Source organism: Pseudomonas fontis, from assembly GCF_028656955.1.
GTDB lineage: Bacteria > Pseudomonadota > Gammaproteobacteria > Pseudomonadales > Pseudomonadaceae > Aquipseudomonas > Aquipseudomonas fontis.
Window position 1 is genome coordinate 68,878 of record NZ_JAMDGY010000027.1, and the last position, 25,871, is coordinate 94,748.

The 25,871-nt window shown below is 62.8% G+C and carries 21 protein-coding genes; 6 read left to right on the top strand and 15 right to left on the bottom strand.

Annotation, left to right across the window (positions count from 1 at the left end; translation table 11 throughout):
- The first annotated feature begins 248 nt into the window (after nucleotides 1-248).
- Nucleotides 249-1,097: a carboxylating nicotinate-nucleotide diphosphorylase gene (gene nadC, locus M5G11_RS12050; protein ID WP_273911643.1), complete on the top strand. Its 849-nt coding sequence runs from the start codon at nucleotides 249-251 to the stop codon at nucleotides 1,095-1,097.
- Nucleotides 1,098-1,177: 80 nt separating this feature from the next.
- Here nadC and trxB read toward each other — a convergent pair whose 3' ends face one another.
- Together trxB and M5G11_RS12060 are read right to left on the bottom strand one after the other, a co-directional pair.
- On the bottom strand, nucleotides 1,178-2,140 hold the full coding sequence (gene trxB / locus M5G11_RS12055) for a thioredoxin-disulfide reductase (RefSeq protein ID WP_273911642.1): 963 nt from the start codon (nucleotides 2,138-2,140) through the stop codon (nucleotides 1,178-1,180).
- A 128-nt stretch (nucleotides 2,141-2,268) separates the two neighbouring features.
- Nucleotides 2,269-2,868 carry a peroxiredoxin gene (locus M5G11_RS12060; protein WP_273911641.1) on the bottom strand — a complete coding sequence of 200 codons (600 nt, stop codon included), beginning with the start codon at nucleotides 2,866-2,868 and terminating at the stop codon, nucleotides 2,269-2,271.
- A gap of 256 nt (nucleotides 2,869-3,124) precedes the next feature.
- Here M5G11_RS12060 and cysZ point away from each other — a divergent pair, with 256 nt between their 5' ends.
- Nucleotides 3,125-3,853, top strand: coding sequence for a sulfate transporter CysZ (gene cysZ / locus M5G11_RS12065; RefSeq protein WP_273911640.1), 729 nt, complete (start codon nucleotides 3,125-3,127; stop codon nucleotides 3,851-3,853).
- Nucleotides 3,854-3,950: 97 nt separating this feature from the next.
- Here cysZ and M5G11_RS12070 read toward each other — a convergent pair whose 3' ends face one another.
- Complete coding sequence (locus tag M5G11_RS12070) at nucleotides 3,951-5,267, bottom strand: methyl-accepting chemotaxis protein (protein ID WP_273911639.1); 1,317 nt, start codon at nucleotides 5,265-5,267, stop codon at nucleotides 3,951-3,953.
- Nucleotides 5,268-5,444: 177 nt separating this feature from the next.
- Between M5G11_RS12070 and M5G11_RS12075 the strand changes: the two genes are divergently transcribed.
- Complete coding sequence (locus tag M5G11_RS12075; RefSeq protein WP_273911638.1) at nucleotides 5,445-6,662, top strand: glycosyltransferase family 4 protein; 1,218 nt, start codon at nucleotides 5,445-5,447, stop codon at nucleotides 6,660-6,662.
- Here M5G11_RS12075 and M5G11_RS12080 read toward each other — a convergent pair.
- From M5G11_RS12080 to M5G11_RS12090, 3 genes are all read right to left on the bottom strand, one after another.
- Complete coding sequence (locus M5G11_RS12080) at nucleotides 6,631-7,734, bottom strand: NADH:flavin oxidoreductase (protein ID WP_273911637.1); 1,104 nt, start codon at nucleotides 7,732-7,734, stop codon at nucleotides 6,631-6,633. The genes M5G11_RS12075 and M5G11_RS12080 overlap by 32 nt on opposite strands.
- A 172-nt stretch (nucleotides 7,735-7,906) precedes the next feature.
- Nucleotides 7,907-8,389, bottom strand: coding sequence for a glutathione peroxidase (locus tag M5G11_RS12085; RefSeq protein ID WP_273911636.1), 483 nt, complete (start codon nucleotides 8,387-8,389; stop codon nucleotides 7,907-7,909).
- Nucleotides 8,390-8,545: 156 nt separating this feature from the next.
- Complete coding sequence (locus M5G11_RS12090; RefSeq protein ID WP_273911635.1) at nucleotides 8,546-9,031, bottom strand: FKBP-type peptidyl-prolyl cis-trans isomerase; 486 nt, start codon at nucleotides 9,029-9,031, stop codon at nucleotides 8,546-8,548.
- Between M5G11_RS12090 and M5G11_RS12095 the strand changes: the two genes are divergently transcribed.
- The 3 genes from M5G11_RS12095 to M5G11_RS12105 are packed head-to-tail and all read left to right on the top strand — an operon-like array spanning nucleotide 9,000 to nucleotide 12,366.
- Nucleotides 9,000-9,338 (top strand): DUF3565 domain-containing protein, encoded by a 339-nt coding sequence (locus M5G11_RS12095; RefSeq protein ID WP_273911634.1) that lies wholly within the window; start codon nucleotides 9,000-9,002, stop codon nucleotides 9,336-9,338. The two genes, M5G11_RS12090 and M5G11_RS12095, sit on opposite strands and share 32 nt — an antisense overlap.
- A 33-nt stretch (nucleotides 9,339-9,371) precedes the next feature.
- Nucleotides 9,372-11,468 carry a phosphate acetyltransferase gene (gene pta, locus M5G11_RS12100; RefSeq protein ID WP_273911633.1) on the top strand — a complete coding sequence of 699 codons (2,097 nt, stop codon included), beginning with the start codon at nucleotides 9,372-9,374 and terminating at the stop codon, nucleotides 11,466-11,468.
- Nucleotides 11,469-11,472: 4 nt separating this feature from the next.
- Nucleotides 11,473-12,366: an acyltransferase gene (locus M5G11_RS12105; RefSeq protein WP_273911632.1), complete on the top strand. Its 894-nt coding sequence runs from the start codon at nucleotides 11,473-11,475 to the stop codon at nucleotides 12,364-12,366.
- Nucleotides 12,367-12,471: 105 nt separating this feature from the next.
- On the opposite strand, the gene M5G11_RS12110 is transcribed toward M5G11_RS12105, so the two are convergent.
- The 9 genes from M5G11_RS12110 to M5G11_RS12150 all read right to left on the bottom strand — a co-directional run bounded on the left by M5G11_RS12110 (nucleotide 12,472) and on the right by M5G11_RS12150 (nucleotide 25,766).
- A complete protein-coding gene (locus M5G11_RS12110) occupies nucleotides 12,472-13,164 on the bottom strand; it encodes a YiaD family glycine zipper/OmpA-like lipoprotein (protein ID WP_273911631.1) in 693 nt (230 codons plus the stop codon).
- Between the two features lie 175 nt (nucleotides 13,165-13,339).
- Entirely contained in the window at nucleotides 13,340-13,840 is a 501-nt protein-coding gene (locus M5G11_RS12115; protein WP_273911630.1) for a methylated-DNA--[protein]-cysteine S-methyltransferase, read from the bottom strand.
- A gap of 105 nt (nucleotides 13,841-13,945) precedes the next feature.
- Entirely contained in the window at nucleotides 13,946-14,638 is a 693-nt protein-coding gene (locus M5G11_RS12120; protein WP_273911629.1) for a sensor histidine kinase, read from the bottom strand.
- Nucleotides 14,635-16,242: a tetratricopeptide repeat-containing response regulator gene (locus M5G11_RS12125; protein WP_273911628.1), complete on the bottom strand. Its 1,608-nt coding sequence runs from the start codon at nucleotides 16,240-16,242 to the stop codon at nucleotides 14,635-14,637. The genes M5G11_RS12120 and M5G11_RS12125 overlap by 4 nt, the downstream gene beginning before the upstream one ends.
- A 353-nt stretch (nucleotides 16,243-16,595) precedes the next feature.
- Nucleotides 16,596-19,325: a winged helix-turn-helix domain-containing protein gene (locus tag M5G11_RS12130; protein ID WP_273911627.1), complete on the bottom strand. Its 2,730-nt coding sequence runs from the start codon at nucleotides 19,323-19,325 to the stop codon at nucleotides 16,596-16,598.
- A gap of 379 nt (nucleotides 19,326-19,704) precedes the next feature.
- Nucleotides 19,705-21,069: a DUF1329 domain-containing protein gene (locus M5G11_RS12135; RefSeq protein WP_273911626.1), complete on the bottom strand. Its 1,365-nt coding sequence runs from the start codon at nucleotides 21,067-21,069 to the stop codon at nucleotides 19,705-19,707.
- Nucleotides 21,070-21,096: 27 nt separating this feature from the next.
- Nucleotides 21,097-22,980 (bottom strand): DUF1302 domain-containing protein, encoded by a 1,884-nt coding sequence (locus M5G11_RS12140; protein ID WP_273911625.1) that lies wholly within the window; start codon nucleotides 22,978-22,980, stop codon nucleotides 21,097-21,099.
- A gap of 336 nt (nucleotides 22,981-23,316) precedes the next feature.
- Nucleotides 23,317-24,999, bottom strand: a complete 1,683-nt coding sequence (locus tag M5G11_RS12145; protein ID WP_273911624.1) for a fatty acid--CoA ligase — start codon at nucleotides 24,997-24,999, stop codon at nucleotides 23,317-23,319.
- 137 nt (nucleotides 25,000-25,136) lie between these two features.
- The gene (locus tag M5G11_RS12150) at nucleotides 25,137-25,766 is read right to left on the bottom strand and encodes a LysE family transporter (protein WP_273911623.1); all 630 of its coding nucleotides are present in this window, start codon (nucleotides 25,764-25,766) and stop codon (nucleotides 25,137-25,139) included.
- Between the last annotated feature and the right edge of the window lie 105 nt (nucleotides 25,767-25,871).

Here is a 25,871-nt window from a genome sequence, read left to right on the forward strand (position 1 = left end):
CAGGGTTACGAACGATTGGAATTGGCTGATCGTCAAAGCTATGACGCCAATTACTGGGCGCGCATTATCTTGCAAAACGGCCTGACTCGCCAGCAGCGTGTAGTCCACTGGCTGCGATAGACCCCCGCCACGGCAAAAAGCTCATTCGGCCCGACCAAAGGTGCCCTGCCTATATGCAATGCGCTGCTTGCTGCACGTGTAGGGCGCCCTGCCCTATAATCCCGGCCACTTAGCTTGTGGAGCCGACCATGCCGAACCTACGCCTCGCCGACCTGACCGCCGAAATTGAAGCCAACGTGCGCCGTGCGTTGCTCGAAGACGTCGGCAGCGGCGACATCACCGCCCAGCTGATTCCGGCTGAACGCCTGGCCAAGGCCACCATCATTACCCGCGACGATTGCGTGATTGCAGGGTCTGCCTGGGTCGATGCGGTGTTCCGTCAGTTCGACCCACGGGTGGCGGTGCATTGGCAGGTCAAGGATGGCGACCGCGCCAAGGCCAATCAGCCGTTGTTCCATCTGGAGGGGCCGGCCCGCGCCTTGCTGACCGGTGAGCGCAGTGCGCTGAACTTCCTCCAACTGCTCTCGGGTGTCGCCACCCGCGCGCAGGCGCTGGCCGATATGGTCCAGGGCACCCAGGTGAAACTCCTCGATACCCGCAAGACCCTGCCGGGCCTGCGCCTGGCACAAAAATACGCGGTGACCTGTGGCGGTTGCCACAACCACCGCATCGGCCTGTTCGACGCCTTCCTGATCAAGGAAAACCATATCGCCGCCAGTGGCGGGATTGCCCAGGCGATTGCTGCCGCACACCGTATCGCGCCGGGCAAACCGGTGGAGGTCGAGGTGGAAAGCCTGGAGGAATTGAAAGAGGCGCTGGCGGCGGGTGCCGACATCATCATGCTGGATGAGCTGAGCCTGGACGAGATGCGTGAAGCGGTACGCCTGAATGCCGGCAAGGCCAAGCTTGAGGCCAGCGGCGGCGTGACTGAAAGCACCCTGCGGGTGATCGCCGAGACCGGCGTGGACTACATCTCGATTGGTGCGATGACCAAGGATGTGAAGGCGGTAGACCTGTCGATGCGTCTTAGCCTCTAAAAGCATCGCGGGACCAACCCGCTCCCACAGGAGCATTGAACTACCTGTGGGAGCGGGCTGGTCCCGCGATCAGCGTCCTATCAGAACGATGCGTTCTGCAGGCCGTCCAGGTAACGCTCGGTGTCCAGTGCCGCCATGCAGCCGGCGCCGGCCGAGGTGATCGCCTGGCGGTACACGTGGTCAGCCACGTCACCAGCGGCAAACACACCTTCAATGTTGGTTGCAGTGGCATTGCCTTCACGGCCGCCATTGACCACCAGGTAGCCGTCCTTCAAGGTCAGCTGGCCTTCGAACAGCGAGGTGTTCGGCGTGTGGCCGATCGCGATGAACACGCCGTCGACCTTGATTTCGTCGAAGCTGCCATCGTTGTTCTTCAGGCGCGCACCGGTCACACCCATGTTGTCGCCCAGCACTTCGTCCAGGTTCGCGTTGAGCTTCAGCTCGATCTTGCCTTCGGCCACACGGGCGTTGAGCTTGTCGATCAGGATCTTCTCGGCGCGGAAGGTTTCGCGACGGTGAACCAGGGTGACTTTGCTGGCGATGTTGGCCAGGTACAGCGCCTCTTCAACGGCAGTGTTGCCACCACCGACCACGGCGACCGGCTTGTTGCGGTAGAAGAAGCCGTCACAGGTAGCGCAGGCCGAAACGCCCTTGCCCATGAACGCCTCTTCCGACGGCAGGCCCAGGTAACGAGCGCTGGCACCGGTGGCGATGATCAGGGCATCGCAGGTGTAGGTGGCGCTGTCGCCCTTGAGGGTGTACGGCTTGCTGGCCAGGTCGACGGCATTGATGTGGTCGAACACCACTTCAGTCTCGAAACGCTCGGCGTGTTCCTTCATCCGCTCCATCAGCGCCGGGCCGGTCAGGCCGTGGGCATCGCCCGGCCAGTTGTCGACTTCGGTGGTGGTGGTCAGCTGGCCGCCGGCCTGCATGCCGGTGATCAGCAGCGGCTTGAGGTTGGCGCGGGCAGCGTAGACCGCAGCACTGTAGCCGGCAGGGCCGGAACCCAGAATGATCACTCGCGAATGACGTACTTCAGACATGACGCTCTCCTGTCGAGCTGGCGCTGTTTTGCCAGCCTCGTGACGCCGGGATACCCGGCTGGAATAAAAAAGAACCTGCGAAGCCTTGGGGAAGGCCTTGGGTCGCAGGTTCTGAAAATCGTTGACCCTTACAGATGCTTGGCGTTTTCCGCCAAATAGTCGGCGACGCCCTGGGCATCGGCCTTCATGCCTTTCTGGCCTGGACGCCAGCCGGCTGGGCAGACTTCACCATGCTGTTCGGTGAACTGCAGGGCTTCGACCACACGGATCATCTCGTCGACTTCACGGCCCAGCGGCAGGTTGTTGACCACCTGGTGCTGCACCACGCCTTGCTGGTCGATCAGGAACGAGGCACGCAGGGCCACGCCGTCTTCGTGCTCGACGCCGTAGGCGCGGGTGATTTCGTGCTTGACGTCAGCGACCATGGTGAACTCGACCGCGCCGATGCCGCCCTTCTCCACCGGCGTGCTGCGCCAGGCGTGGTGGGTGAACTGCGAGTCGATGGACACGCCGACCACTTCCACACCCAGGTCACGGAAGCGCGACATGCGGTTGTTGTGGGCGATGATTTCCGACGGGCAGACAAAGGTGAAGTCCAGCGGCCAGAAGAACAGCACGACGTATTTGCCGCGCAGCGAAGAAAGTTTGAAGCTGTCGACGATCGAACCGTCGCCCAGAACCGCCGCGGAATCGAAATCAGGGGCCTGTTTGTTGACCAGAATGCTCATGAAAACTCCTTGAAGTTCAAAATTCGAAGGCGTTGAAAAATTGTGCGCACTGTAGCGAGGTGGCAGAGATTAAGGAAATATCCTTAGACAATCCACCTTATAGAGGGCCTCTATTCTGCTTTGCAGCACAGGCCTGTTTGCCTATGAACGACCCTACGGCGGATTTGTTACAGCCCGTTGCCCTTGTGCGGCGGTGCTTTCACCGGGCCGGCAAACTCGGTAAGGTCGGCGCGTTTACCACCGCTCGGAGCCTTTTATGCAAGCCCCTGTACTGTCCGGCCCGCAATACCTGCGCGAGGGCCTCAAGCTGATCCTGAGCCCGGGCCTGCGCCTGTTCGTGCTGTTGCCGTTGGCAGTGAACCTGCTGCTGTTCGTCGGCCTGATCTACCTGGCCGGCCATCAGTTCAGCCTGTGGGTCGATTCATTGATGCCGACCCTGCCGACCTGGCTGAGCTTCCTCAACTATCTACTCTGGCCGCTGTTCGTGGCGCTGGTAGCGTTGATGGTGTTCTTCACCTTCACCATGTTGGCCAACATCATTGCTGCGCCGTTCAACGGCTTCCTTGCGGAAAAGGTCGAGGTGGTGGTGCGCGGCAACGATGACTTCCCGGCGTTCAGCTGGGGCGAGCTGGCGGCCATGGTGCCGCGCACCCTGGGCCGCGAAATGCGCAAGCTGGGTTATTTTGCCCCGCGTGCGTTGGCGCTGTTCATCCTCTCGTTCATTCCGGTGCTGAACATCATTGCCGCGCCGCTGTGGCTGCTGTTCGGCATCTGGATGATGGCGATCCAGTACATCGACTACCCGGCGGACAACCACAAGATGAGCTGGCAGGACATGCTCGCCTGGCTGCGCGAAAAGCGCTGGCAGAGCATGGGCTTTGGTGGCTCGGTGTACCTGGTGCTGCTGATTCCGTTCGTCAACATCGTGATGATGCCGGCGGCGGTGGCGGGGGCCACGTTGTTCTGGGTGCGCGAACGCAAATGACCGCCCTGTAGCCGCTGCCGAAGGCTGCGCTGGGGCCCGAAGGGGCCCTGGTGTGCCTGCGTTGCAGGCAAGCGCAGCCTGACGGCAGCGGCTACGGTCAGCCACCCAGTTGGTTGGAGAACTGCCCTACCGCATTCACCACTTTCTGCGCCCCGTCCTGAATCTCGACAATCACCGTGCCGGTCTCCCCAGCCAGGCTCAAGCCCTGTTCGGCCTGACGCTTGCTGCTGTCGATGATGTCCACCGCCGCCTTGGCCAACTGCGCGTTCTGCTGCACCACCCGGGCGATTTCCTCGGTGGCGGCGCTGGTGCGTGACGCCAGCTGCCGAACTTCATCGGCCACCACGGCAAAACCACGCCCCTGCTCACCGGCTCGCGCCGCTTCGATTGCCGCGTTTAGCGCCAGCAGGTTGGTCTGCCCGGCAATGTCACTGATGGTCTTGATGATCGAACCGATCACCTGCGACTGCTTGTCCAGCGCCTCGATACCCTGCGCCGCTTCCTGCATCGAGGTTTCCAGCCCGCGCATCACATCGACGGTCTGGGTCACCACGTCGGTGGCCTTGCGCGCACTGTTGTCGGTTTCCAGCGAAGTGGTGTAGGCAATGTCCGCCGCGTGGGCAACCGCCTCTTCCTGATTGACCTGGTCAGTGATCACCGTGGCGAACTTGACCACCTTGTACAGCACGTCATGGGCATCGATGATCGGGTTGTACGAGGCCTCCAGCCACACGACACGCCCGTGGGCATCGACACGCTTGAAGCGCTCGGCCACGAACTCGCCACGGCGCAGCTTCTCCCAGAACGCGTGATAGCCCGCCGAGTTGTACTCTTGCGGCTCGCAGAACATCCGGTGATGCTTGCCCCGCACCTGCTCCAGCTTGTAGCCCATCGATTGCAGGAAGCGCTCGTTGGCTGTCAGCACTTCACCCTGCAAGTTGAACTCGATCACCGCCGTGGAACGCATCAGCGCCTTGATCAGGCTTTCGTGCTCGCGGGAGGTCTCGATGGTGCGGGTCAGGTCGCTGGAGTGCAGGGTGAAATACTTGATCCGCCCTTCACCGTTCTTCACCGGTTGCAGGATCGAACGCAGCCAGGCCTCTTCACCGTTGCCACGCAGCAGCCGGAACGCGCCATTGAGGTGCTCGCCACGGGTGATGGCGAGCTTCATGCGCTGGTAGAAATCCAGCGGCTTGACGTGCGTCGGGACGATGTCTTCGATGGCGCGGCCAACCAGTTGCTGGCTGCTGTAGAGCATCTCTTTCTCGAAATTGCTGTTGACCGCCTCGATGCGCCCCTGCGGGTCGAGCTGCAACACCAGCATCTCGCTATCAAGGCTGCTTTTGACCTGTTCCATGGACAGCAGATCTTCGCGCAGCTGGAGGATTTCTTTCTTCAATTTGCTATTGAACATTACCGCTCTCCTGGAGCGCAGACATCAGTCGAATGCCTCTTCATCGGCCGATTGTCAGACATACTTGAGCAACCATTGCTTTATATTTCCAGAGGCTTTAGCGCCAATGATCGGGCGTCATGCATCCGTCACAAACACGTCATTTAGGCGCAATCGAGCCGCCTGAAACTGGCGTTCATGAGCACATCGTCCCTGCGCATCACCCTGATCAGCGAAACCTACCCACCGGAAATAAATGGTGTGGCCAATACCCTCGGCCGGCTCAGCGAGGGCCTGTGCCTGCGCGGGCACAAGGTCGAACTGATACGCCCGCGCCAAGCCGACGATCTCAGCGCGGCTGGCGATGAAAACCTGCTGCTGTGCCGTGGCTGGCCACTGCCCGGCTACCCCGGCTTGCAGTGGGGCCAGGTGTCGATGCACAAGTTGCTGCGCCGCTGGCGCCGCGAGCGCCCGGACGTGCTGTACATCGCCACTGAAGGCCCGCTCGGGCTCAACGCCCTGCGCGCCGCCCGGCGCCTGGGCATTGCCGTGGTCAGCGGCTTTCATACCAACTTCCAGCAGTACTCGCGCCAATACGGCCTCGGCGTGTTCGCGCGGATGCTCACCCAGTACCTGCGCTGGTTCCACCGGCGCACCCACACCACGCTGGTGCCCAGCGTCAGCCAGCGCGTGGAGCTGGAACGACGCGGCTTTGATCGCCTGACCTTGATGTCGCGCGGGGTCGACAGCCAGCTGTTCAGCCCTGCCCGACGCTGCCCGGCATTGCGCGCCCAGTGGGGGCTGGCGGAAAACGACATTGCCCTGCTGTACGTTGGCCGGCTGGCGGCAGAAAAGAACCTCGGCCTGCTCGGGCAAACCCTGCAGACCCTGCGCCAGACTTATCCACAGCAGCGCATCCGCCTGGTCCTGGTGGGTGACGGGCCACAACGCAACCTGCTCGAACAGCAATTGCCGGACGCGGTGTTCTGCGGCGCCCAGCGTGGCGAGGAACTGGCCCGGCACTATGCCTCTGGCGATATATTCCTGTTCCCGAGCCTTAGCGAGACATTCGGCAACGTGGTGCTCGAGGCACTGGCATCCGGGCTGGGGGTGGTGGCGTTCGATGAAGCGGCGGCGGCCCAGCATATTCGCCACGGCCACAGCGGCGCACTGGCGATGCCGGGGGATTCAGCGGCGTTCATCGACGCCGCCAGCTGGCTGCTGGAAGACCACGAAGCGCTGCGCCGGGTGCGCCTGAATGCCCGTCAACAGGCCAGCCGCCAAGGCTGGCCGGCCATCGTCGAGCAATTCGAAATGCACCTGCGCAGTGCCTGCGAGCACACCCCGGCAACCTTGCCCGGGCCTGCTGCACAGGGCGTATCGGTCAAACCAGACTCGTCAGCGCCTCGCGGCTGAACGGCAGGATGTCCTGCTCGCGGCCATCACGCACCTTGGCCGCCCACTGTGGGTCGACCAGCAAGGCACGGCCCACCGCGACCAGGTCGAACTCCTCGTTGTTCAGGCGCTGCAGCAGGTTCTCCAGGCTGGCCGGTTGCGCCACCTTGTCGGTGTCGACCATGAACTGCAGGAACTCGCCGTCCAGGCCGACGCTGCCGACGGTAATGGTGGGCTTGCCGGTAAGCTGGCGGGTCCAGCCGGCCAGGTTCAGCTGGCTGCCTTCGAATTCCGGCTCCCAGAAGCGCCGGGTCGAGCAGTGGAAGATATCCACACCGGCCTCGGACAACGGCTTGAGGAACGCCTCCAGAGCCTCGGCGTCCTGCACCAGGCGGGCGCTGTAGTCCTGCTGTTTCCATTGCGAAAAGCGGAAAATGATCGGGAAGTCCGGGCCAACGGCGGCGCGTACGGCCTTGATCAGCTCGATGGCAAACCGCGAACGCCCAGCCAGGTCGCCGCCGTATTCATCGGTGCGCTGGTTGCTGGCTTCCCAGAAGAACTGGTCGATCAGGTAGCCGTGGGCGCCGTGGATTTCCACACCGTCCATGCCGATGGCCTGGGCGTCGCGGGCAGCCTGGGCGAAGGCGGCGATGACCTCCTGGATATCCTGCTGGCTCATGCCATGGATCAACACCTTGCCGTCCTTGACCTTCTCGCTCGGGCCGTAGCCCGGGACGCTGGCGTCCGGCTCGGTGCCGATACGCCGCACACTGCCGACGTGCCACAGTTGCGGGACGATCTTGCCGCCTTCGGCGTGCACGGCGTCGACCACCTTTTTCCAGCCTGCGAGGGCGTCTTCACCATGGAAGCGCGGCACATTCGGGTAGCCGTTGGCGGCCTTGTGCCCGACCGTGGTGCCTTCGGTGATGATCAGGCCGACGCCGGCGGCTGCGCGGCGACTGTAGTAATCGACCACTTTGCCGTAGGGCACGCCACCGGGGCAGAAGGTACGGGTCATCGGTGCCATGACGACACGGCTTGGCAGCTCGAGGGCGCCCAGGTGGAAGGGTTGGAACAGGGGGTTGACCGACATGAGGCGCTCCTCGGGTTAGTGAGGTGCCGAGGATAGGGTCGTGAGCCTGTGTGGCCCAGTACTATTGATTTGAGTGATCAGGGGGCTGCTTTGCAGCCCATCGCGGGACCAGCCCGCTCCCACAGACAGAATGGGGTGGGAGCGGGCTGGTCCCGCGATCTGCCGCTGTGCTTCAGGCCAAAGCCTTCTCGATAGCCTGCACCACCGCCGGATCATCCGGCGCAGTGCGCGGCGCGAACCGGGCCAGCACGCGCCCGTCCTTGCCGACCAGGAACTTCTCGAAGTTCCAGGTGATATCCCCCGGGAACTCCGCACCTTCCCCCGCCAGCAAACGGTACAGCGAATGACGGTTCGGCCCGTTGACCTCCAGCTTGCCCCCCAGCGGGAAGCTGACCCCATAGTTCAGGCTGCAGAACTCGGCAATCTGCTGCTCGCTGCCCGGCTCTTGCCCGGCAAACTGGTTGCACGGCAACCCGAGCACGCTGAAACCCTGCCCCTTGTACTGCTGATAGAGATTCTCAAGCGCCGCATATTGCGGTGTCAGCCCACACTTGGAGGCGACATTGACCACCAGCACCACGTGGCCCTTGAACGGTGCCAACGGCAGCTCCTGGCCGTCCAGCGCCTGCAATTTCAGCTCGTGAAATGCACTCATGATGAACTCCCCTCTCCCGTTCACGTTCCGCTACGGCCGGCGGCACGTAAAACCAGCCCACTAAAAAGGCGCCCGTCCAAGCCATCTGCCCCCTGTGGAGTGCGAGACTGACTTGCCCGAGCGCCTTCGCGACTTTCTGAGCTTAGCGCAGAAATCTTAGTGCTGATGACCACCTTCGCCATGGACGTGGCCATGGGCGATTTCTTCTTCGCTGGCGTCACGTACATTGACGACTTTAACCTGGAAGTTCAGGCGCTGGCCGGCCAACGGGTGGTTGCCGTCGACGGTAACGTCGTCGCCGTCGAGGTCGCGAATGGTGACGATCTGCATCTGGCCGTCCGGCGCCGAAGCGTGGAACTGCATGCCGACTTCGAGTTGATCAACACCTTCGAACATGCTGCGGTTCAGGGTGCTGACCAGCTCGGCCAGGTATTCGCCGTAGGCGTCTTCCGGCTCGACGGCGACGGTCAGTTCGTCACCAACGGTTTTACCAACCAGGGCGTTTTCCAGGCCTGGAATGATGTTGCCTGCGCCATGCAGGTAAACCAGCGGGGCGCCGCCGGAGGAGCTGTCGATGACCTCACCAGCGTCGTTGGTCAGGGTATAGTCGATGGAGACAGCCTTGTTGGCGGCGATCAGCATGGGGCGAGACCTTTTGCATAAGAATGTAGAACGCACAAGTGTAACCAACGCATCGCCTGAAAGCGAACGCAACCCGGACAAACGGGAAGTGTCGCCCATCAGCCACGTGCTTGGCTTTCACCTCGATGAAGACGGCCACTGGGTGGTCGCGTTGTCCTGCGGGCATACCCAGCACCTGCGCCACCTGCCGCCCTGGCAGTCGCGGGCCTGGGTACTCGACCCGGCCCAGCGCGAGCAACGTATCGGCCAACCTTTTGCCTGCGGCTGGTGCGCTCAGGGTGCCGATAGCGATACCCTTGGCAATTGATTCTTTTGCAACAGCTCACTTCGAGAAGCTCGCATGCAGACATTTTTCATCGCGCCGACCGACTTTGGTGTCGGCCTGACGTCCATCAGCCTTGGCCTGGTGCGCACCCTGGAGCGGGCTGGCCTGAAGGTCGGCTTCTTCAAGCCGATTGCCCAGCCGCACCCCGGTGATACCGGCCCGGAACGTTCCACCGAACTGGTCGCCCGCACTCACGGCCTGAAGCCGCCCACGCCACTGAGCCTGGCCCACGTCGAGCGCATGCTCGGCGATGGCCAGCTGGATGAACTGCTCGAAGAAATCATCACCCTGTACCAGCAGGCCTGCGTCGGCAAGGACGTGCTGGTGGTCGAAGGCATGGTACCAACCCGCCACGCCAGCTACGCCGCACGGGTCAACCTGCACCTGGCCAAGAGCCTGGATGCCGAGGTGATCCTGGTTTCGGCACCGGAAAACGACGTGCTCGCCGAGCTGTCTGGCCGTGTGGAATTGCAGGCCCAGCTGTTTGGAGGCCCGCGCGACCCGAAGGTACTCGGGGTGATCCTCAACAAGGTCCGTGGCGACGAGCCCATGGAGACCTTCGCTGCGCGCCTGCGCGAGCATTCGCCGCTGCTGCGTGGTGGCGACTTCCGCCTGCTCGGCTGCATTCCGTTCCAGGCCGGGCTGAACGATCCGCGTACCCGCGACGTGGCCGACCTGCTCGGCGCCCAGGTGCTCAATGCCGGCGACTACGAAACCCGGCGCATGAACAAGATCATCATCTGTGCGCGCACCGTGGCCAATACCGTGCCGCTGCTCAAGCCTGGCACACTGGTAGTGACCCCGGGCGACCGCGACGACATCATCCTCGCCGTGAGCCTGGCGGCGATCAACGGCGTACCCCTGGCCGGCCTGCTGCTGACCAGCGACAGCAAGCCCGACCCGCGTATCCTCGAACTGTGCCAGGGCGCGCTGCTGGCCGGCCTGCCGATTCTCTCGGTGAGCACCGGCTCCTACGACACTGCCAACCAGCTCAACGGGCTGAACAAGGAAATCCCGGTGGACGACCGCGAACGCGCGGAAATCATCACCGACTTCGTCGCCAGCCACCTGGACGCCGACTGGCTGAACCAGCGCTGCGGCACCCCACGGGAAATGCGCCTGTCGCCGGCAGTGTTCCGCTACCAGTTGATCCAGCGCGCGCAACAGGCCAACAAACGCATCGTCCTGCCCGAAGGCGCCGAGCCGATGACCGTGCAGGCCGCCGCCATCTGCCAGGCCCGTGGCATTGCCCGCTGCGTGTTGCTGGCCAAGCCGGACGACGTCCAGGCGGTGGCCCGTGCCCAGGGCATCAGCCTGCCGGAAGGCCTGGAGATTCTTGACCCGGACTTGATCCGCGAGCGCTATGTCGAGCCGATGGTTAACCTGCGCAAGAGCAAAAGCCTGAACGCGCCGATGGCCGAGCAGCAGTTGGAAGACCCGGTGGTGATCGGCACCATGATGCTGGCTCTGGACGAAGTCGATGGCCTGGTTTCAGGCCTGGTGCACTCCACCGCCAACACCATTCGCCCGGCCCTGCAACTGATCAAGACCGCACCGGGTTGCAGCCTGGTGTCCTCGGTGTTCTTCATGCTGTTCCCCGAGCAGGTGCTGGTGTACGGCGACTGCGTGATGAACCCGCACCCGACGGCGGGCGAGCTGGCGGAAATCGCCTTGCAGAGCGCCGACTCGGCCGAAGCCTTCGGCATCGTCCCGCGCGTGGCGATGATCAGCTATTCCAGCGGCGATTCGGCCAGCGGCGAGGAAGTGGAGAAAGTCCGCGAAGCCACCCTGCTCGCCCAGGAAACCCAGCGTGGCCTGCAAATCGACGGCCCGTTGCAGTACGACGCCGCCGCCAACCAGGACATCGCCCGCCAGTTGGCACCGAACAGCCAGGTGGCTGGTCGCGCCACGGTGTTCGTGTTCCCCGACCTCAACACCGGCAACACCACCCACAAGGCGGTGCAGCGCAGCGCCGACTGCGTGAGCCTGGGGCCGATGCTGCAAGGCCTGCGCAAACCGGTCAACGACCTGCCGCGCGGCGCCCAGGTCGACGATATCGTCTACACCATTGCCCTGACTGCAATTCAGGCCAACCGCTCGATGGAAAACTGATCCCATGCTCGCCTACCTGCCCGCGCCTGTGCGCGGAGTGATTGCCTCGCTGCTGCTGGGGCTCAACACGATTGTCTGCTGCACCCCGCTGTTCATCGTCAGCCTGTTCAAGCTGTGCCTGCCGTTTGCGGCGGCGCAGCGGGTAACCGACGAGCTGATGCGCCACATCCATGAAGCCTGGATCAGCAACAACAAGGGCTGGATGAACCTGCTGGGCAAGACCCACTGGCAAGTCGACGGCCTGGCTGGGCTGGACTACGAGCACAGCTACCTGATCACCAGCAACCACCAGAGCTGGGTCGACATCCTGGTGTTGCAGTACGTGCTCAACCGGCGTATCCGGCCGCTGAAGTTCTTCCTCAAGCAGGTGCTGATCTGGGTGCCGGTGATTGGTCTGGCGTGGTGGGCGCTGGGCTTCCCGTTCATGAAGCGCTATTCCAAGGCGTACCTGGCCAAGCACCCGGAAAAGCAGGGCAAGGACCTGGAAACCACCCGACGGACCTGCGCGAAGTTTCGCGGCAAGCCGACGGCGATTTTCAACTTTGCCGAGGGCACGCGCTTTACCCCGGCCAAGCACCGTCAGCAGCAGTCACCGTTCCGCCATCTGCTCAAGCCAAAAGCGGGGGGTATTGCCTTTGTGCTGGATGCGATGGGGGAGCAGTTGGAGTCGATCGTCAACGTCACCATCTACTACCCACAGGGCAACCCCGGCTTCTGGGACCTGTTGTGCGGGCGAGTGAACGAGATCGTGGTGCAGCTTGAAGAGCTGGCGATTCCCGAGGAGTTCCTGGGGCGCAGCTATGACCAGGACGAGACCTACCGGCTGGCGTTCCAGCAGTGGGTCAACCGGTTGTGGGAAGACAAGGATGCGTTGTTGGAACAGCTGAAAAAACGTTGAAGCCGGGCTGCTGCACAGCCATCGCCGGCAAGGCCGGCTCCCACAAGGTCAGCAGGTACTGACGCTGAACACTGTGGGAGCCGGCCTTGCCGGCGATGCTTTGGATTACTGGTACTGCTGGCCAGGAATCGGCTTGAGGTTGACCTCGACACGACGGTTCTGCGCACGGCCGTTGGCGTCGGCATTGCTCGCGATCGGCTGATCCGGGCCCAGGCCACGTGCCGATACCCGCGATCCATCCACGCCCTGCGACGTCAGGTAGGTCACGACCGACTGCGCCCGGCGCTGCGACAGGTCCATGTTGTGCTGGCGGCTGCCGGTGCTGTCGGTGTAGCCGACCACTTCAATGGTGTTCTGGTTGAACTGCTTGAACGAGTTCGCCAGGTTGTTCAGCGGCGAGTAGAAGCTTGGAGCGATGTTCGCCGAGTCGGTGGCGAAGGTGATGTTGCCCGGCATGATCAGCTTGATCTGATCACCCTGACGCTGCACTTCAACCCCGGTATTGGCCATGCTCGCGCGCAGGGCGGCTTCCTGCTTGTCGGCGTAGTAGCCGTAGCCGGCACCGATGGCACCTGCGGCAGCCGCGCCGATCAGCGCACCCTTGCCACGGTTGTTGTGGTTGATCGCGGCACCGGCGACAGCACCGGCCAGTGCGCCCAGGCCACCATACTTGGCTGTGTTGCTCATCCCGGTGGAACCTTGTGCCTGCCCCTGGTTGTCGTAGGGGTTCTGGCTGGCACAGCCCGTCATCAGGGTGGCGACGGTAGCGACGATAATCAAACGACGCATGGTGAACATGGACAAGCTCCTTTCAATTCGAGAGTGCAGCGGGCCAAATGCGCACCGATGCCAGGCTTGGAACGCACAGGTACCAGAAAATTCCATGAACATCCGTTCATGAATACTCACGCACCTGTCAGCGCTGCTTGCTCGAACGATAGTTGCCCGATCAACGCCTCACAAATCGAATGATTCAGAACGCCAGTTGCAGGCTGCTGCGGCCTTCCAGTGCCAGCAGGTACTGCTTGGCCTGCAGGCCACCGGCAAACCCGGTCAGGCTGCCGGAAGCGCCGATCACCCGATGGCACGGGGCAACAATGGAAATCGGATTGCGGCCATTGGCAGCGCCGACGGCGCGGACCGCCTTGGGGCTGCCGATCTGCCGGGCGATGTCGCTGTAGCTGCGGGTTTCACCGAAGGGGATGGTCAGCAGCGCGCGCCAGACCTGACGCTGAAAATCGGTGCCTTCAAAGTCGAGGTCCAGCTCGAAACGGTCGCGGCTACCGGCGAAGTATTCGCTGAGCTGACGCTGGGTTTCAAGCAGCGTGGGATGCTCGCGGTCCTCGTGCAGCGGGCCGAGTCGAACCCGGTTTTCCCGCTCGCACTCCCAGAGAATGGCCGCCAGTTTCGTCCCGCGTGCCACCAGGGTGAGCACGCCGACGGGGGACGGGATCTGAAGATAGCTGCATGACATGGGCAAGGCTCCGCGAATTCGGCACCTGCCCACTCTAGGGTGTGGGGCGACCGAGGGAAACCGGTTTCTTGCGGTTGAATTCGTACTGCCTTTATCCAGTCGACATCACGGCAGATAGAGCGTGAACAACCCGCCGCCCAACGCCCCGCCATTGCTGATCTCGATCCGCCCACGCACGCCATTGCGCTCATGCAGCGCGGCAATCCGCGAGGCGAAATACAAGCCCAGCCCGGTGCTGCCGGTGTGCGGGTTGATGCCCTGCACATAATCCGCCTGACGGTCGATCATCGCCTGTGGATAACCCGGTCCGTCATCGTTGATGCTCATCAACACCTGCTCACCCTCCTCGCTCACCGTGATCAACATGGCGTGGCCGGCATAGCGGATGGCATTGTTGATCACGTTGGAGATCACCGAGCCCACCAGCTCGCGGTCAAAGAACCCCAGCGGGTTCAACGCATCGATCTGGTAGCGCGTGGTGATCTCGCGGCTATCCAGCGTCTGCTGGTGCGCCGCCAGCTGTGCTTCGACAAAGTCGTCCAGCTCGTGATAACCCGGGCACATCGGCAACTGGTTGACGTCCAGCTTGTACAGCCCCAACAACTGCACCAGCATGCCATTGAGGTGGGCGAACTCATGCTCGATCACCGCCTGTTCGGCGCCCTGCGCCTGGCCGGCCGGCAGCCGCGCCAACCACTGGCTGTGCGCTTGCATCAGCATGGCCAGGGAGTTCTTCATGTCGTGCACGGTGGAGGCGATCACCGTGGAAAACGTCAGCCCCTGGGATTCATCGTTCATGCACTCACCGCCCGGATCCGCAGTTTGCGATAGCGCTCATAGCGCGGGTCACTGTCGGGAATGCCGGCGACCTTGCTCAGACAGGTCCGGCACTCTTCCAGCACGCTTGCCGGTGGGCTCTCGCCGCCAACGCGCAGCAGTGCCTGCGCCGTGTTCAAGGCAATGCTGATGTTCTTCGGCTGCATGCCCAGCGCTCGCCGGAACAACGCCAGCGCCTCGCTCAACTGGCCGGCCTGGTAGCTGCGCACGCCTTGCCGATTGAGGTCCACCGCTTCGTTGCCGGCGCCGAGGATGCTCGGGTCATCGGTCAGCTTGGCGACGTCCTTCATCACCGCCGGATCGTCACCGTAGACTTCCACGCAGTTCTTCAGGATCGCGCTGCCCGCCGAGGCCTGGCCCAACTGCTGCAACTGCGCGGCCACCGCCAGGGCGGTTTCGGCAGAGAAGAACTGGTCCATGTTTTCCAGGCGAGCAATCGCCGCCTCGGTGAGCTTGGCCGCCGTTTCCGCATCCCCGGCCTGGGCCAGGCCCGTGGCCTTGATCAGGCGCGCCCGTACTTGCAGGCCCTGGTCATCGGTGTATTCCTTGGCGACATCGCCCAGCACCTGGTTGATCTCGACCCGCGTTCGCGCATCCAGGCCATTGCCATGGTTTTTCTGGATCAGCGCCTGGGCCAGGCCGAGGTTGCTTTCCGGGTCTTTGAAGCGCGAGTTCTGCCCTTGGCTGACCGCCTGCCGATAAGCCCGCGACGCGCTGTCAAAGTCGGCGTTGTTCAGCGCCAGCTTGCCCAGTTGCATCTGCCGGCGCACCGCCAGCGGCGACAAGCGCACGGCATCTTCCAGCACCGTCTGGGCGCGGCGGGTCTCACCGCTGGCGGCGAGTACTTCAGCCAGGCCGTCGTAGAGGCCGGGCATCATCGAGAAGGCCTTGATCGCCTGCTCGTAGATCTCCTTGGCCTGGGCCGCGTGGCCACGCTTGAACAACAGTTTGCCCAGCGCCGCATACGCCCAGGGTGTCGGGCGGTTGGCGAGAATCGCCTTGAGGAAACGCTCCAGGTCTTCATGGCGGTTCAGCGCCGCCAGTGCATCGGCGCGGTAGCGCAGGCACAACGGGGCGAAGCGCGGGTCCTGTTTGCACAGGTTGTCGCAGGCCAGCAATACCTCGGGCGGGCGACCACGGTCCAGTGCCTGCAGGATCGGCTTGAGCAGGGTCTTGCGCTGGACCAGCTTGTCGAGCCGCTGGGTCAGCCCGAGGCGGTTGAACGGCTTGGTCAGGTAGGCATCCGGCTCGTGCTCCAGGGCACTGAGCACCACCGCCTGGCTGCTTTCGGCAGTGACCATGAGGAAGATCGATTCGTGGCTGATCAGCTTGTCCAGCATCAGGTCTTCGAGCACCTGCTGGCCATTCTTCTTGCCGTCGCCCATGTGGAAGTCATGCAGGACAAAATCGTAGCGCTTCTGGGCGCACATGCGGATCGCCGTTTCGCCGCTCTCGGCAACGTCCACGTCCTTGATGCCCATTTCCCGCAGCATCGAACGGACGGAGGTGCGGAAGTCGGTGAAGTCATCGACGATCAGAAAGCTTTTTTGGCTGTACACCAGCATCCACACAACCTGCTTGAAAAGAATTAAGAAAACGCAGCGCCCCGGACAGGCTCGGCTTCAACAGGTAATTCGAGGGTGACGTTCATCGTCTTGGAGCGGGCACAGGCAAACACCTTTACACACCACTCACCGCCACCGATCCCAGCCACGGTATCGGCAGCACGCAGCAATTGCTTGAGCCGCTCGCGGCGCCAGGAACGCACAAGCAGCAACAAAGAGGAGCGACAGCGCACCAATGGCAAGCCAGTCAGAGATCATCCAGGACGGTCAACGAGAGGGAAAGGCCGTGCCACAATATCGAACTGCCATCATGCTCGTCCATCGCCAGCGCTACAGGGCGCACTGAGCGACAGCTAGAGCAAGCCGATTTCCTTGGCCCGCGCCACCGCCTGGGTACGCCGCTCCACGCCGAGCTTGCCGTTGATATGGCTGGCGTGGGTTTTCACGGTGTGCAGGGAGATGAACAGCTGCTCGCTGATTTCCTGGTTCGAGCACCCTTGGGCAATCAGCTTGAGCACCGACATTTCACGGGCGCTCAGGTCGCTGGTGGTGGCCGTTGTCGGAGCCGGGTTTGGCAGCGCCTCGCTGTGCGGCAACAGCGCCAGCACGCTCGTTCGGGTCGGGCTGTCCGGTTGCAGGAGCAATTGCTCGCGCAACCAGTCGGGTTGTTCGTTGAGCAAGCGCTGGAATGGTTGCAAGGCGCCGCCACTGGCGGCCTCCAGGGCCTGGCTGAACAATTCGCCTGCCGCCTGCCGGGCATCGCCAGCCAACAGCGCGGCCAGGTGCTGGCACAGCGCAGTCACACTGAGCATGTGCCCGCCGCTGCGCTGCCCGCGTGCGTGCAGCTTATGCAAGCGCTGCCCGGCTTGCTCCAGGCGACCCTGCACTTCCTCCAGCCGGGCTTGCTGCAATTCGATGTGCAGCGGCAGCAAGGGGTGGAACTCCGGCGCCGCCGCAGCCTGCTCGCCACCGTAGGTCTGGCCAAGGCGCAGCAACCAGGACTCGGCCAGGTCATTGCGCCCCTGGGCCAGCCACAGCTCGCATTTGACCAGGGTAATCATCGCCAGATAGAAGATCGGCGGCACATCCCAGATATGCATCAGGCGCTCGGCTTCGGCCAGTTCGGCAAAGGCTTCGGCAAAGCGCCCCTCGCGCCCATCCAGGGTGGCCAATGCGCAGTGACCGATCAGCACGCTGATGTCACGACAGGCGCGCGCCTCGACCAGACCGGCGCGCAGGCGACTGCGACCGGCGTCCGATTGCAGGCGGGTTACCAGCAGGTACCCCTCATACAACATCAGGCGTGCACGCACGGCATACAGGCGCTGGGACGACAGGCCGTGCAGGCGCTGCAAACCCTGGCGCACTTCATCCATCGAGCGCAGCACTTCACCGCGCGCATGCAGCACCCGGGCACGGTCGTAATGCGCCAGCGCTTCGAACAGCGGGTTGCCGACCCGCTGCGCCAGCTCCAGCGCTTCGCGGTTCCAGCCCCGGGCGTGCCAGAAGTCGGCATCGGCGATGGCCAGGTTGGACAAGGTCGACAGGCACAGCAGGCGCTGGCCATAGCGTTTTTGCGGCAGGCTTTGCAGAGCTTGCTCGCAGTAGCTGCGGGTGCGGGCACGATCTCCACGTCCGCGGGCAATGATCCCGCTGAGCGCCAGCCACTGCGCCAGCATCGACTTTTGCGCGGTGGCCGAGGGTGCCGGCAGGAAGCGGCTGAGGTGATTGGCCAGCTCTTCTGCCGCATCCAGCTGGCAGGCCAGGCCCAGCGCCCAGCTGTACAGCACGATCAGCCGTGGCGTGCTGATCAACAGGCTGTCGGGCAGGTCCATCTTCCAGCGCAGCAGCATGCCGACGTTCTGTTCGGCGAGCAGTTGTTCTTCTGACAGGTTCTGTACCAGGTTGGCCGCCACATCCAGATGGCCGGCGCGCAACGCCTGCTCCACCGCCTCGTCAAGCAGGCCCTGGCCATGGAACCAGCGACAGGCCCGCAAGTGCAGGCTGGACAATGGCAGGCTGGCCTGGCGGCTGCGCAGCAGGTCGGAAAACAGATGGTGATAACGGAACCAGTGGCCGTTCTCGTCCAGCGGTACGAGGAATACCTGGTGGGCTTGCAGGTAGCGCAGGATCTCGGCGCTGTCATGGCTTTCGCGCAGGGCATCGCACAGGTCGCTGCAAAAGCGCTCCTGGCAGGCCGTGTCGTAGAGGAACGCCTGGACTTCCGCAGGCAGGCAATCGATGACTTCTTCGAGCAGGTAATCGCGGATCAGCCCTTCGCCGCCATGCAGGGCCTGGGGCAAGGCGCTATCGGCACCGGCCTCGGTGGCCGCCAGTTGCCAGAAGCGCAAGCCGGCGACCCAGCCGTCGCTGCGCTGGATCAGGTTGTCCAGCGCCTGCCCGCGCAGCACGTTGGGGTGCTGGCCGAGTACGGCAAGGGATTCGTCGGGCGTCAGGCGCAGGTCCTGTTCGTTCAACTCCAGCAATTGCCGCGACAGGCGCAGGCGGGCCAGGTGCCAGTCCGGGCGCTGGCGGCTGGTGACCAGCAACAACAGGCCCGGCGGCAAGTGATTGATGAAGAACTGCAGGCAACGATCGAGTACCGGGCCCTGGGCCAGGTGGTAGTCGTCGAGGATCAGCAGCAGGGGTTGTTGCGGTTGCAGGTGCAGGGCCAGTTCGTCGAGCAGGCCGTCGATCCACTCTTCAAAGGCGAAGGGCTGATGGCGCTGGCGCATCTTCAGCAGGCCCAGGGCCTGGCTGCCGAGTCTGGGGCAATATTGCTGGAGACCTTCGAGCAGGCGCTCAAGGAAGCGCCCCGGATCGCTGTCGCGGCGGCTCAACCCCAGCCAGAGGCTGCGCCAGTGCGTGGGCAGGCTTTCGCAGAACTCCACCGCCAGCGAGCTTTTGCCAAAGCCGGCCGGGGCGTTGACCAACAGCAGCCGACCACCGAGCCCGGCCTGCAGGCGCTGGCACAGGCGTGCGCGCGGTACATGGCCTTCGGGCAGTGGCGGGCGAAAGAAACGTCCTTCCAGGGCCGTGATGGCCTGGCTCGCGAACCCTTGCGTACGGGACAGATCAGACATGGCCGGCTCGTTATAGTTGGAAGTCTTCGGCGGAGCAGATGCACCGGAGACTATCGCTTTAAACGACACATTTGAAGATGATTGCCGCATGAAGTGAAAAAAAGACTACAACAAGAAGCGACAAGACTGATGCAGATCAGGGGGATTGCAGTGATTCTCGTGGGGGTCGGCCAATGCCACGACGATCTCTGTGGGAGCCGGCATTGCCGGCGATTTGGCCAGAACTGCCAGCATGAATCGGTGATCGAGCGGCACACTGGGGGCTCCCGGAGATTCGCCGGCAAGGCCGGCTCCCACAAGGATTCTCTTAGGCCCGTTAAAACAGAAACGCCCCGGGCAAGCCGGGGCGTTCTGGGGATCACACGGAGGGGTTCAAGCGTTAACGCACACCGGACTGACGCAGCGCTGCTGGCTGGAAGTCGGCTTTCGAAGCAGTGAAGCCGAAGTCATATGCCTTCTTCTCTTCGTTCTTCATGCCCAGTGCCAGGTAACGACCAGATTGCAGGTCGTAGATGGCTTCCAGGGTGTACCACGGCACCTGGACGTTGTAGTAGTCCTGGCCATGCGCCTCGGATACGCGCCACAGCTGGTCACGACCGTCGTACTGGTCGATCACCGATGCCTGCCAGGTGTCTTCGTCGATGTAGAAGTCACGCTTGGCGTAGATATGGCGCTGACCCGGTTTCAGGGTTGCCACCACGTGCCACACGCGACGCAGCTCGTAACGCGTCAGGTCCTGGTTGATATGGCCAGCCTTGATGATGTCGGCATACTTCAGGGTTGGCGAATCGAGCTTGTAGCTGTTGGAGGCAATGTACATCTCCTTCTTGCCTTCCAGCTTCCAGTCGTAACGATCTGGCGCCCCGTTGAACATGTCCAGGTTGTCGGAGGTACGCAGGCCATCGGCTGCGGTACCCGGGCCGTCATAGGACACTTGCGGCGCCTGACGCACACGACGCTGACCGGAGTTGTAGATCCACGCCTTGCGCGGCTCCTTGACCTGGTCGAGGGTCTCGTGCACCAGCAGCACCGAACCTGCCAGACGTGCCGGCGCGGTCACTTCCTGCTTGAAGTAGAACAGCACGTTGCCCGGGTTGGCCGGATCGAAGTCCTTCATCTTGTCACGGAAGACGAACTGGTCCTGGAAGTACACCAGGCTGTACGAGCCGTTGGTCTGCGGCGTGGCCTGGGTCACCAGGCGGGTCACGCTGCCACCGCGATAGCGGGTGATGTGGTTCCAGATCACCTCGACACCGCTTTTCGGAATCGGGAACGGGATCGCCGTCTGGAAGTTCTCCAGGCCGTTGCCGCCCCCCACCAGCGTGGTCTTGGTTGCGTTCTGCTTGATCGCGGCGAACACATCATCCGGCACGGTAGCGCCGCGGTGGCTCGGGTAGACCGGCAGCTTGTAGGTGTCCGGGTAACGCTTGATCATGGCGATCTGACCAGGCGAAAGCTTGTCCTTGTACTGGTCGACGTTCTGCGCCGTGATGGTGAACTTCGGTTTGTCCGCACCATACGGGTCCGACAGGAAGCCCTTGGCATCAACGGAACCTGCGGTTTTCGCCAACGGCGCCCAGGCCGGGATCGAGCCATCCGCGTTGCCGGCTTTTTCCGCGCCCATCGGGGTCAGGCTGGTGCCCAGCTTGGCCGCTTCGTCAGCGGACACCGCCGCCATCACGCTGGAGGCCAACAGGGACAATCCCAGCACCCCGGCGGTGAGCAGACTCTTGGTTGTATTCATTGTCATAGTCATCCTGGCTCAATACGGTTAGAAGTTCACGCCGAAGCTGAGTGCGACGAAGTCACGGTCATCCACAGTGCTGTACTTGCCATCAAAGAAGTTGGTGTACGACAGGCTGGTGGTGTAGGTGTTCTGGTACTCGGCATCCAGACCCAGGCTGACCGCCTTGCGACCTTCTTCGAAGTTGCCGCCAGGGCCAGGCGAGTAGCCCGACACGTCATGCGACCAAGCCACGCTTGGCTTGAGGTTGACCCCGGCAAATACGTCCGGGTAGTCCCAGATGGCACGCGCACGGTAGCCCCACGACGTGGAGGTGGTGAAACCATCGTTTTCGCAGTTGCGGCTGAGGTTGGCGGTGGACGTACCAGGGCCTGCGCCTGCAATGGTGCCGGCATTGAGGATCGCCGAGCAGGTGTTGCGGCCGCCCGTAGAAGCCAGCGGGCCAGGACCAAAGACCGGGTCGCGGCCGTAGCGCATCTTGTCCGTGCTTTCCAGGCCACCGACGTGCGTTACCCCCAGTTCACCGACCAAGGTGAGGCGGCTGGCGCCCATGACCTGATCGAAGAAGTGCGTCAGCGTGGTCTGGAACTGGGTGATTTCCTTACGGGTGTAGCCGTGCAGGTCCTGACCTGGCACGCCTTTGAGCGGTGAGGCGTTGCCCAGGCCGAAGGCGGTTGGCAGGGCGGTGACACCGGCGTAGAGGATGTCCGTGGTGTTCAGTTGCACCGGGGCATTCGGCCGGTAGCTGATTTCACCGCTCCACGCCGTGCCGGTAGGCAAGGTGGTGGAGAAGCTCAAGCCGTACAGGCGGATGTCTTCAGGGTACTCGACGAAGTAGTTGGAGTTGCCTGCCACCACCAGCGGTGCTGCCGTACCGGCGCCTGCGGCAATGGCATACGCCCGCGCCGATGCACCTTGGGCGCTGAAGATCGGTGCCCGGCTGTGGTAGTTCATCACATAGGCGCCGAACTCGGTGTTCAGCGGCTCGAACACGTAGTGCATGGCCGCGCCCCACTGGCCACTGTCACGTGCATCACGGTCTGGGCCGCGGCGCACCAGCACGCCTTCGGAGTTGACGTCGACGCCCAGCGGACGCAGCCCCGCTTGCTGCGCGGCAGACAAGGTGCGAGAGCTGTTCAACAGGCGCAGGTTGTTGGTGCAGCCGTCGGCGATCACGTCTGGCTGGGAGAAGAACGTCCCGCAGTTGTCGACGACAGTCTGGTCCCATTCGATCTGGTAGAACGCCTCGGCCGAGAGGTTGTCGGTCAGGCTCTGGGACAGATAGAACATGTTGACCGGGATCAGGCCTTCCTTGATCTCGGCGCCTGGACGGCGGAAGGCGGACACGTCGATCGGGTTGACCGCGTTGATGCCGCCACCGATGAAGGTGCTCTCACCCCAGCTCACGACCTGCTTGCCCAGACGCACGGAGCCCGGCAGGTCAGCAATGGAATAGTTGTGGTAGACAAAGGCGTCTAGAATCTGTGCGCCAGAGGATTTGGCGCCCTCTTTACGATTCGAGTCGCTGATGTCCTTGAACGGACGGCTTTCGTCCTTGAGTTCGAAGTCGTACCAGTACTTGCCACGGACGAAAATGCCGGTGTCACCGTACTTGAGCTCCAGGTCATGGATGCCCTTGAAGATCTTCGAGAAGGTTTCACCGCTTTTGAAGTTCAGGTGGCCGTCATCGGAGGTTTGCGACAGGCCCTTGCCACCGTTGTTCACGCCGATCAGGTTCCTGTTCGCGCTCTGGGTTGACCAACTGGCCCCCACGGACAGCGACGAGTCGAACGAGCCTTCGATTTCCCCGATGTTGAAACTGACGCCGAATGCAGGACCGGCGAGCGTAGAAGCGAGGCTGACGGCCAGCGGCAGTTTCGCCCGGCGCCAGAACAGATTTGCTGATGTCATCGACGCTACTCCATGTACTTTATTTTTATGGCAGTGAGTCCTTCTGGAAACGTCTCGAACGACTGGCAACAAATTAGGTGCGCCGGTCGGCCAAAGCGAAATGCGCAATCTTGCGCGGTCCCCCATTCCCAAGAATCCCCTGACCCGACTATAGCCAGCAGGTACTAGTGCTTGATCCCTCTAAAGTGTGATTTGCACATTTCGACCTCGCCGCCCAGGCCGAAAAGCCCGACCCAGACACTGGCTGGAGGGAAGAATGGCTGAAAATGTCGATTTGACAAGGCGCGAACGTCTGGACCGCGCCTCGCATCCTGATAGACGCGAGGCGGGTGGGCCTCAAAGTGTGGAGAGGAAAGCGCTGTTGCTGGCCTGCCACTGGCTTATATCGATGCGGATACGCTTCTTGTCGAGCTTGCCGACACTGGTCTTGGGAATTTCGGTAACAAGGGCAATCTGGCTGGGAATCGCCCACTTGTTGATGTGCCCGAGTTCCACGAAGGGCTTGAGGTGCTCCTTGAGTTCACGCGCGTCGATGCTGTTGCCCTCGGCCACCACCAGCAGGGCAAACGGGCGTTCCCCCCACTGCGGGTCGGCGACACCGACCACCGCCACTTCGCGCACGGCCGGGTGACGGCTGATCAGGTCTTCAAGCTCCAGCGAGGACACCCATTCGCCCCCCGTCTTGATCACATCCTTGATGCGGTCGCGGATATCCACCACACCCATACTGTCGAGAGTCGCCACGTCACCGGTGTGCAACCAGCCGCCCTGCCAGAGTTCGGCGCCCTTCTCGGGTTCACGGAAATAACCCATGGTCAGCCAGGGCGCACGCAGCACCAGCTCACCCTGGGACTCGCCATCGGCCGGCAGGAAGCGGCCCTCGGCGTCGACGACCGCCGCTTCCACCAGCGGCACCGGCACCCCAGCCTTGATCCGGTAGGTGATGCATTCGTCTTCGCTGCCAGCCAGCAGTTCCTCGTTGAGGTGCGCGCAGGACACCAGCGGGCAGGTTTCCGACATGCCATAAGCCGCCGTCAACTGGATGCCCTGGGCCTTGGCGGCCTCGTACAAAGCGCGGGTGAGCGAGCTGCCGCCAATGATGATTTTCCAGCCGCCGAAGTCCTGCTGCTGCGCGCCCTTGGCGTTGAGCAGCATCTGCAGGATGGTCGGCACGCAATGGGAGAAACTGACCTTCTCCTTGCGCCACAGCTCGCAGAGCATTTCCGGCTCGTAACGCCCGGGGTAGACCTGCTTGAGCCCAAGCATGGTGGCCACGTACGGGATGCCCCAGGCATGCACGTGGAACATCGGCGTGATGGGCATGTACACATCGTCGGTGCCCAACAGGCGCATGCTGTCGATGCTGCCGGTAGCGGTCGCTACGCCCAGGGTGTGCAGCACCAATTGACGATGGGTGAAGTACACACCCTTGGGGTTACCCGTGGTGCCGGTGGTGTAGAACGTGGTGGCCACCGAGTTCTCGTCGAAATCCGGGAAGTCGTACTCGACGCTGGCCGCGGCCAGCAGTTGCTCGTATTCGCCGATCAGGTTCGGCAGGTCGGCGGCGGTCTGCTCGCCGTCGGTCAGCAGCAGGGTCTTTTCCACCGTGGTCAGCTGCGGCGCAATGCTGTTGTAGAGCCCGACAAAGTCGCTGTTGACCAGAACGAAACGGTCGTCGGCGTGGTTCATGGTGTAGAGGATCTGCTCCGGCGAGAGGCGCACGTTGATGGTGTGCACCACCGCGCCGATCATCGGGATGGCGAACATGCACTCCAGGTAGCGATGGCTGTCCCAGTCCATCACTGCCACGGTGTCACCGGCCTTGACCCCGGCAGCAGTGAGCACGTTGGCCAACTGCGCGATGCGCTTGTTGAGGGTCAGGTAGTCGTAGCGCATCACGTCGCGGTAGACGATCTCGCGGGTTTTCTCGTAGCGGCTGCCGGACATCAGCAGGCGCTTGATCAATAGCGGGTATTCATAAGCGCCCTCGGCGGGGGCAATTACGCGAGTCTGCAACATTCGGAGTCCCTTTTCTGGAGTGCACGACGTGGGCAATGTAGACCCTTACTCTAGATCGGGGAGATGACAGTCAAATCAGCCAAAGGAATGATTTGACTGTCGCTCCAGGCTTAGCAGCCAGTGGCCATCAAGCCGTTTCAATGCATTTCGGTAAAGGCGATCTTGATCCCCAGGGCGACCAGTACAGCGCCCATGCCACGGTCGAACCAGTGGCCCATGCGGGCGAAGCCTGCGCGCACGCGGGCCTGGCTGAACAGCATGGCAACCAGGCAGAACCACAGGCCGGTGGCCAGGGCCAGGTAGACCCCGTAGCCGGCCTGGATCAGCAATGGCGTGTGCGGGTTGATCACCACCGTGAACAGCGACAGGAAGAACAGCGTGGCCTTGGGGTTCAGGCCGTTGGTCATGAAGCCTGCGACGAAGGCAGCACGCGGCGTGCGCGCGACCGTCGAGACCTGGATCGACTCGCTGCCGGCCGCTGCCGGACGGGCGCGCAGGGCCTTGATACCGATGTACACGAGGTAGGCGGCGGCCAGCCATTTCAGCACGTTGAACAGCATGATCGACTGCGACACGATCAGGCCGATGCCCAGCAACGAATAGCCCACATGCAGGAAGATCGCGGAACCCACGCCAAAGGCGGTCCAGGTGCCGGCGCGGCGCCCGTGGGTCACGCTCTCGCGCACCACCACGGCGAAGTCCGGCCCGGGGCTGGCCACGGCCAACAGGTGGATCAAGGCGACGGTGAGAAATTCTGCCCAGTACATGGGGGCTCCTGAATGCGTTGGCGGGCGGCTAACTTACCTGCTTGAAGCATCTTGCAACAGATACAGTTGCCGGCAAACAGGGTTTGACTCTCCCCCAAGGGGAAG

Bases quoted from the DNA above. Each gene is read 5' to 3' on its own strand.
- nadC (WP_273911643.1), top strand. From the start codon at position 249: ATGCCGAACCTACGCCTCGCCGACCTGACCGCCGAAATTGAAGCCAAC.
- trxB (WP_273911642.1), bottom strand. From the start codon at position 2,140: ATGTCTGAAGTACGTCATTCGCGAGTGATCATTCTGGGTTCCGGCCCT.
- M5G11_RS12060 (WP_273911641.1), bottom strand. From the start codon at position 2,868: ATGAGCATTCTGGTCAACAAACAGGCCCCTGATTTCGATTCCGCGGCG.
- cysZ (WP_273911640.1), top strand. From the start codon at position 3,125: ATGCAAGCCCCTGTACTGTCCGGCCCGCAATACCTGCGCGAGGGCCTC.
- M5G11_RS12070 (WP_273911639.1), bottom strand. From the start codon at position 5,267: ATGTTCAATAGCAAATTGAAGAAAGAAATCCTCCAGCTGCGCGAAGAT.
- M5G11_RS12075 (WP_273911638.1), top strand. From the start codon at position 5,445: ATGAGCACATCGTCCCTGCGCATCACCCTGATCAGCGAAACCTACCCA.
- M5G11_RS12080 (WP_273911637.1), bottom strand. From the start codon at position 7,734: ATGTCGGTCAACCCCCTGTTCCAACCCTTCCACCTGGGCGCCCTCGAG.
- M5G11_RS12085 (WP_273911636.1), bottom strand. From the start codon at position 8,389: ATGAGTGCATTTCACGAGCTGAAATTGCAGGCGCTGGACGGCCAGGAG.
- M5G11_RS12095 (WP_273911634.1), top strand. From the start codon at position 9,000: ATGGAGACAGCCTTGTTGGCGGCGATCAGCATGGGGCGAGACCTTTTG.
- M5G11_RS12090 (WP_273911635.1), bottom strand. From the start codon at position 9,031: ATGCTGATCGCCGCCAACAAGGCTGTCTCCATCGACTATACCCTGACC.
- pta (WP_273911633.1), top strand. From the start codon at position 9,372: ATGCAGACATTTTTCATCGCGCCGACCGACTTTGGTGTCGGCCTGACG.
- M5G11_RS12105 (WP_273911632.1), top strand. From the start codon at position 11,473: ATGCTCGCCTACCTGCCCGCGCCTGTGCGCGGAGTGATTGCCTCGCTG.
- M5G11_RS12110 (WP_273911631.1), bottom strand. From the start codon at position 13,164: ATGTTCACCATGCGTCGTTTGATTATCGTCGCTACCGTCGCCACCCTG.
- M5G11_RS12115 (WP_273911630.1), bottom strand. From the start codon at position 13,840: ATGTCATGCAGCTATCTTCAGATCCCGTCCCCCGTCGGCGTGCTCACC.
- M5G11_RS12120 (WP_273911629.1), bottom strand. From the start codon at position 14,638: ATGAACGATGAATCCCAGGGGCTGACGTTTTCCACGGTGATCGCCTCC.
- M5G11_RS12125 (WP_273911628.1), bottom strand. From the start codon at position 16,242: ATGCTGGTGTACAGCCAAAAAAGCTTTCTGATCGTCGATGACTTCACC.
- M5G11_RS12130 (WP_273911627.1), bottom strand. From the start codon at position 19,325: ATGTCTGATCTGTCCCGTACGCAAGGGTTCGCGAGCCAGGCCATCACG.
- M5G11_RS12135 (WP_273911626.1), bottom strand. From the start codon at position 21,069: ATGAATACAACCAAGAGTCTGCTCACCGCCGGGGTGCTGGGATTGTCC.
- M5G11_RS12140 (WP_273911625.1), bottom strand. From the start codon at position 22,980: ATGACATCAGCAAATCTGTTCTGGCGCCGGGCGAAACTGCCGCTGGCC.
- M5G11_RS12145 (WP_273911624.1), bottom strand. From the start codon at position 24,999: ATGTTGCAGACTCGCGTAATTGCCCCCGCCGAGGGCGCTTATGAATAC.
- M5G11_RS12150 (WP_273911623.1), bottom strand. From the start codon at position 25,766: ATGTACTGGGCAGAATTTCTCACCGTCGCCTTGATCCACCTGTTGGCC.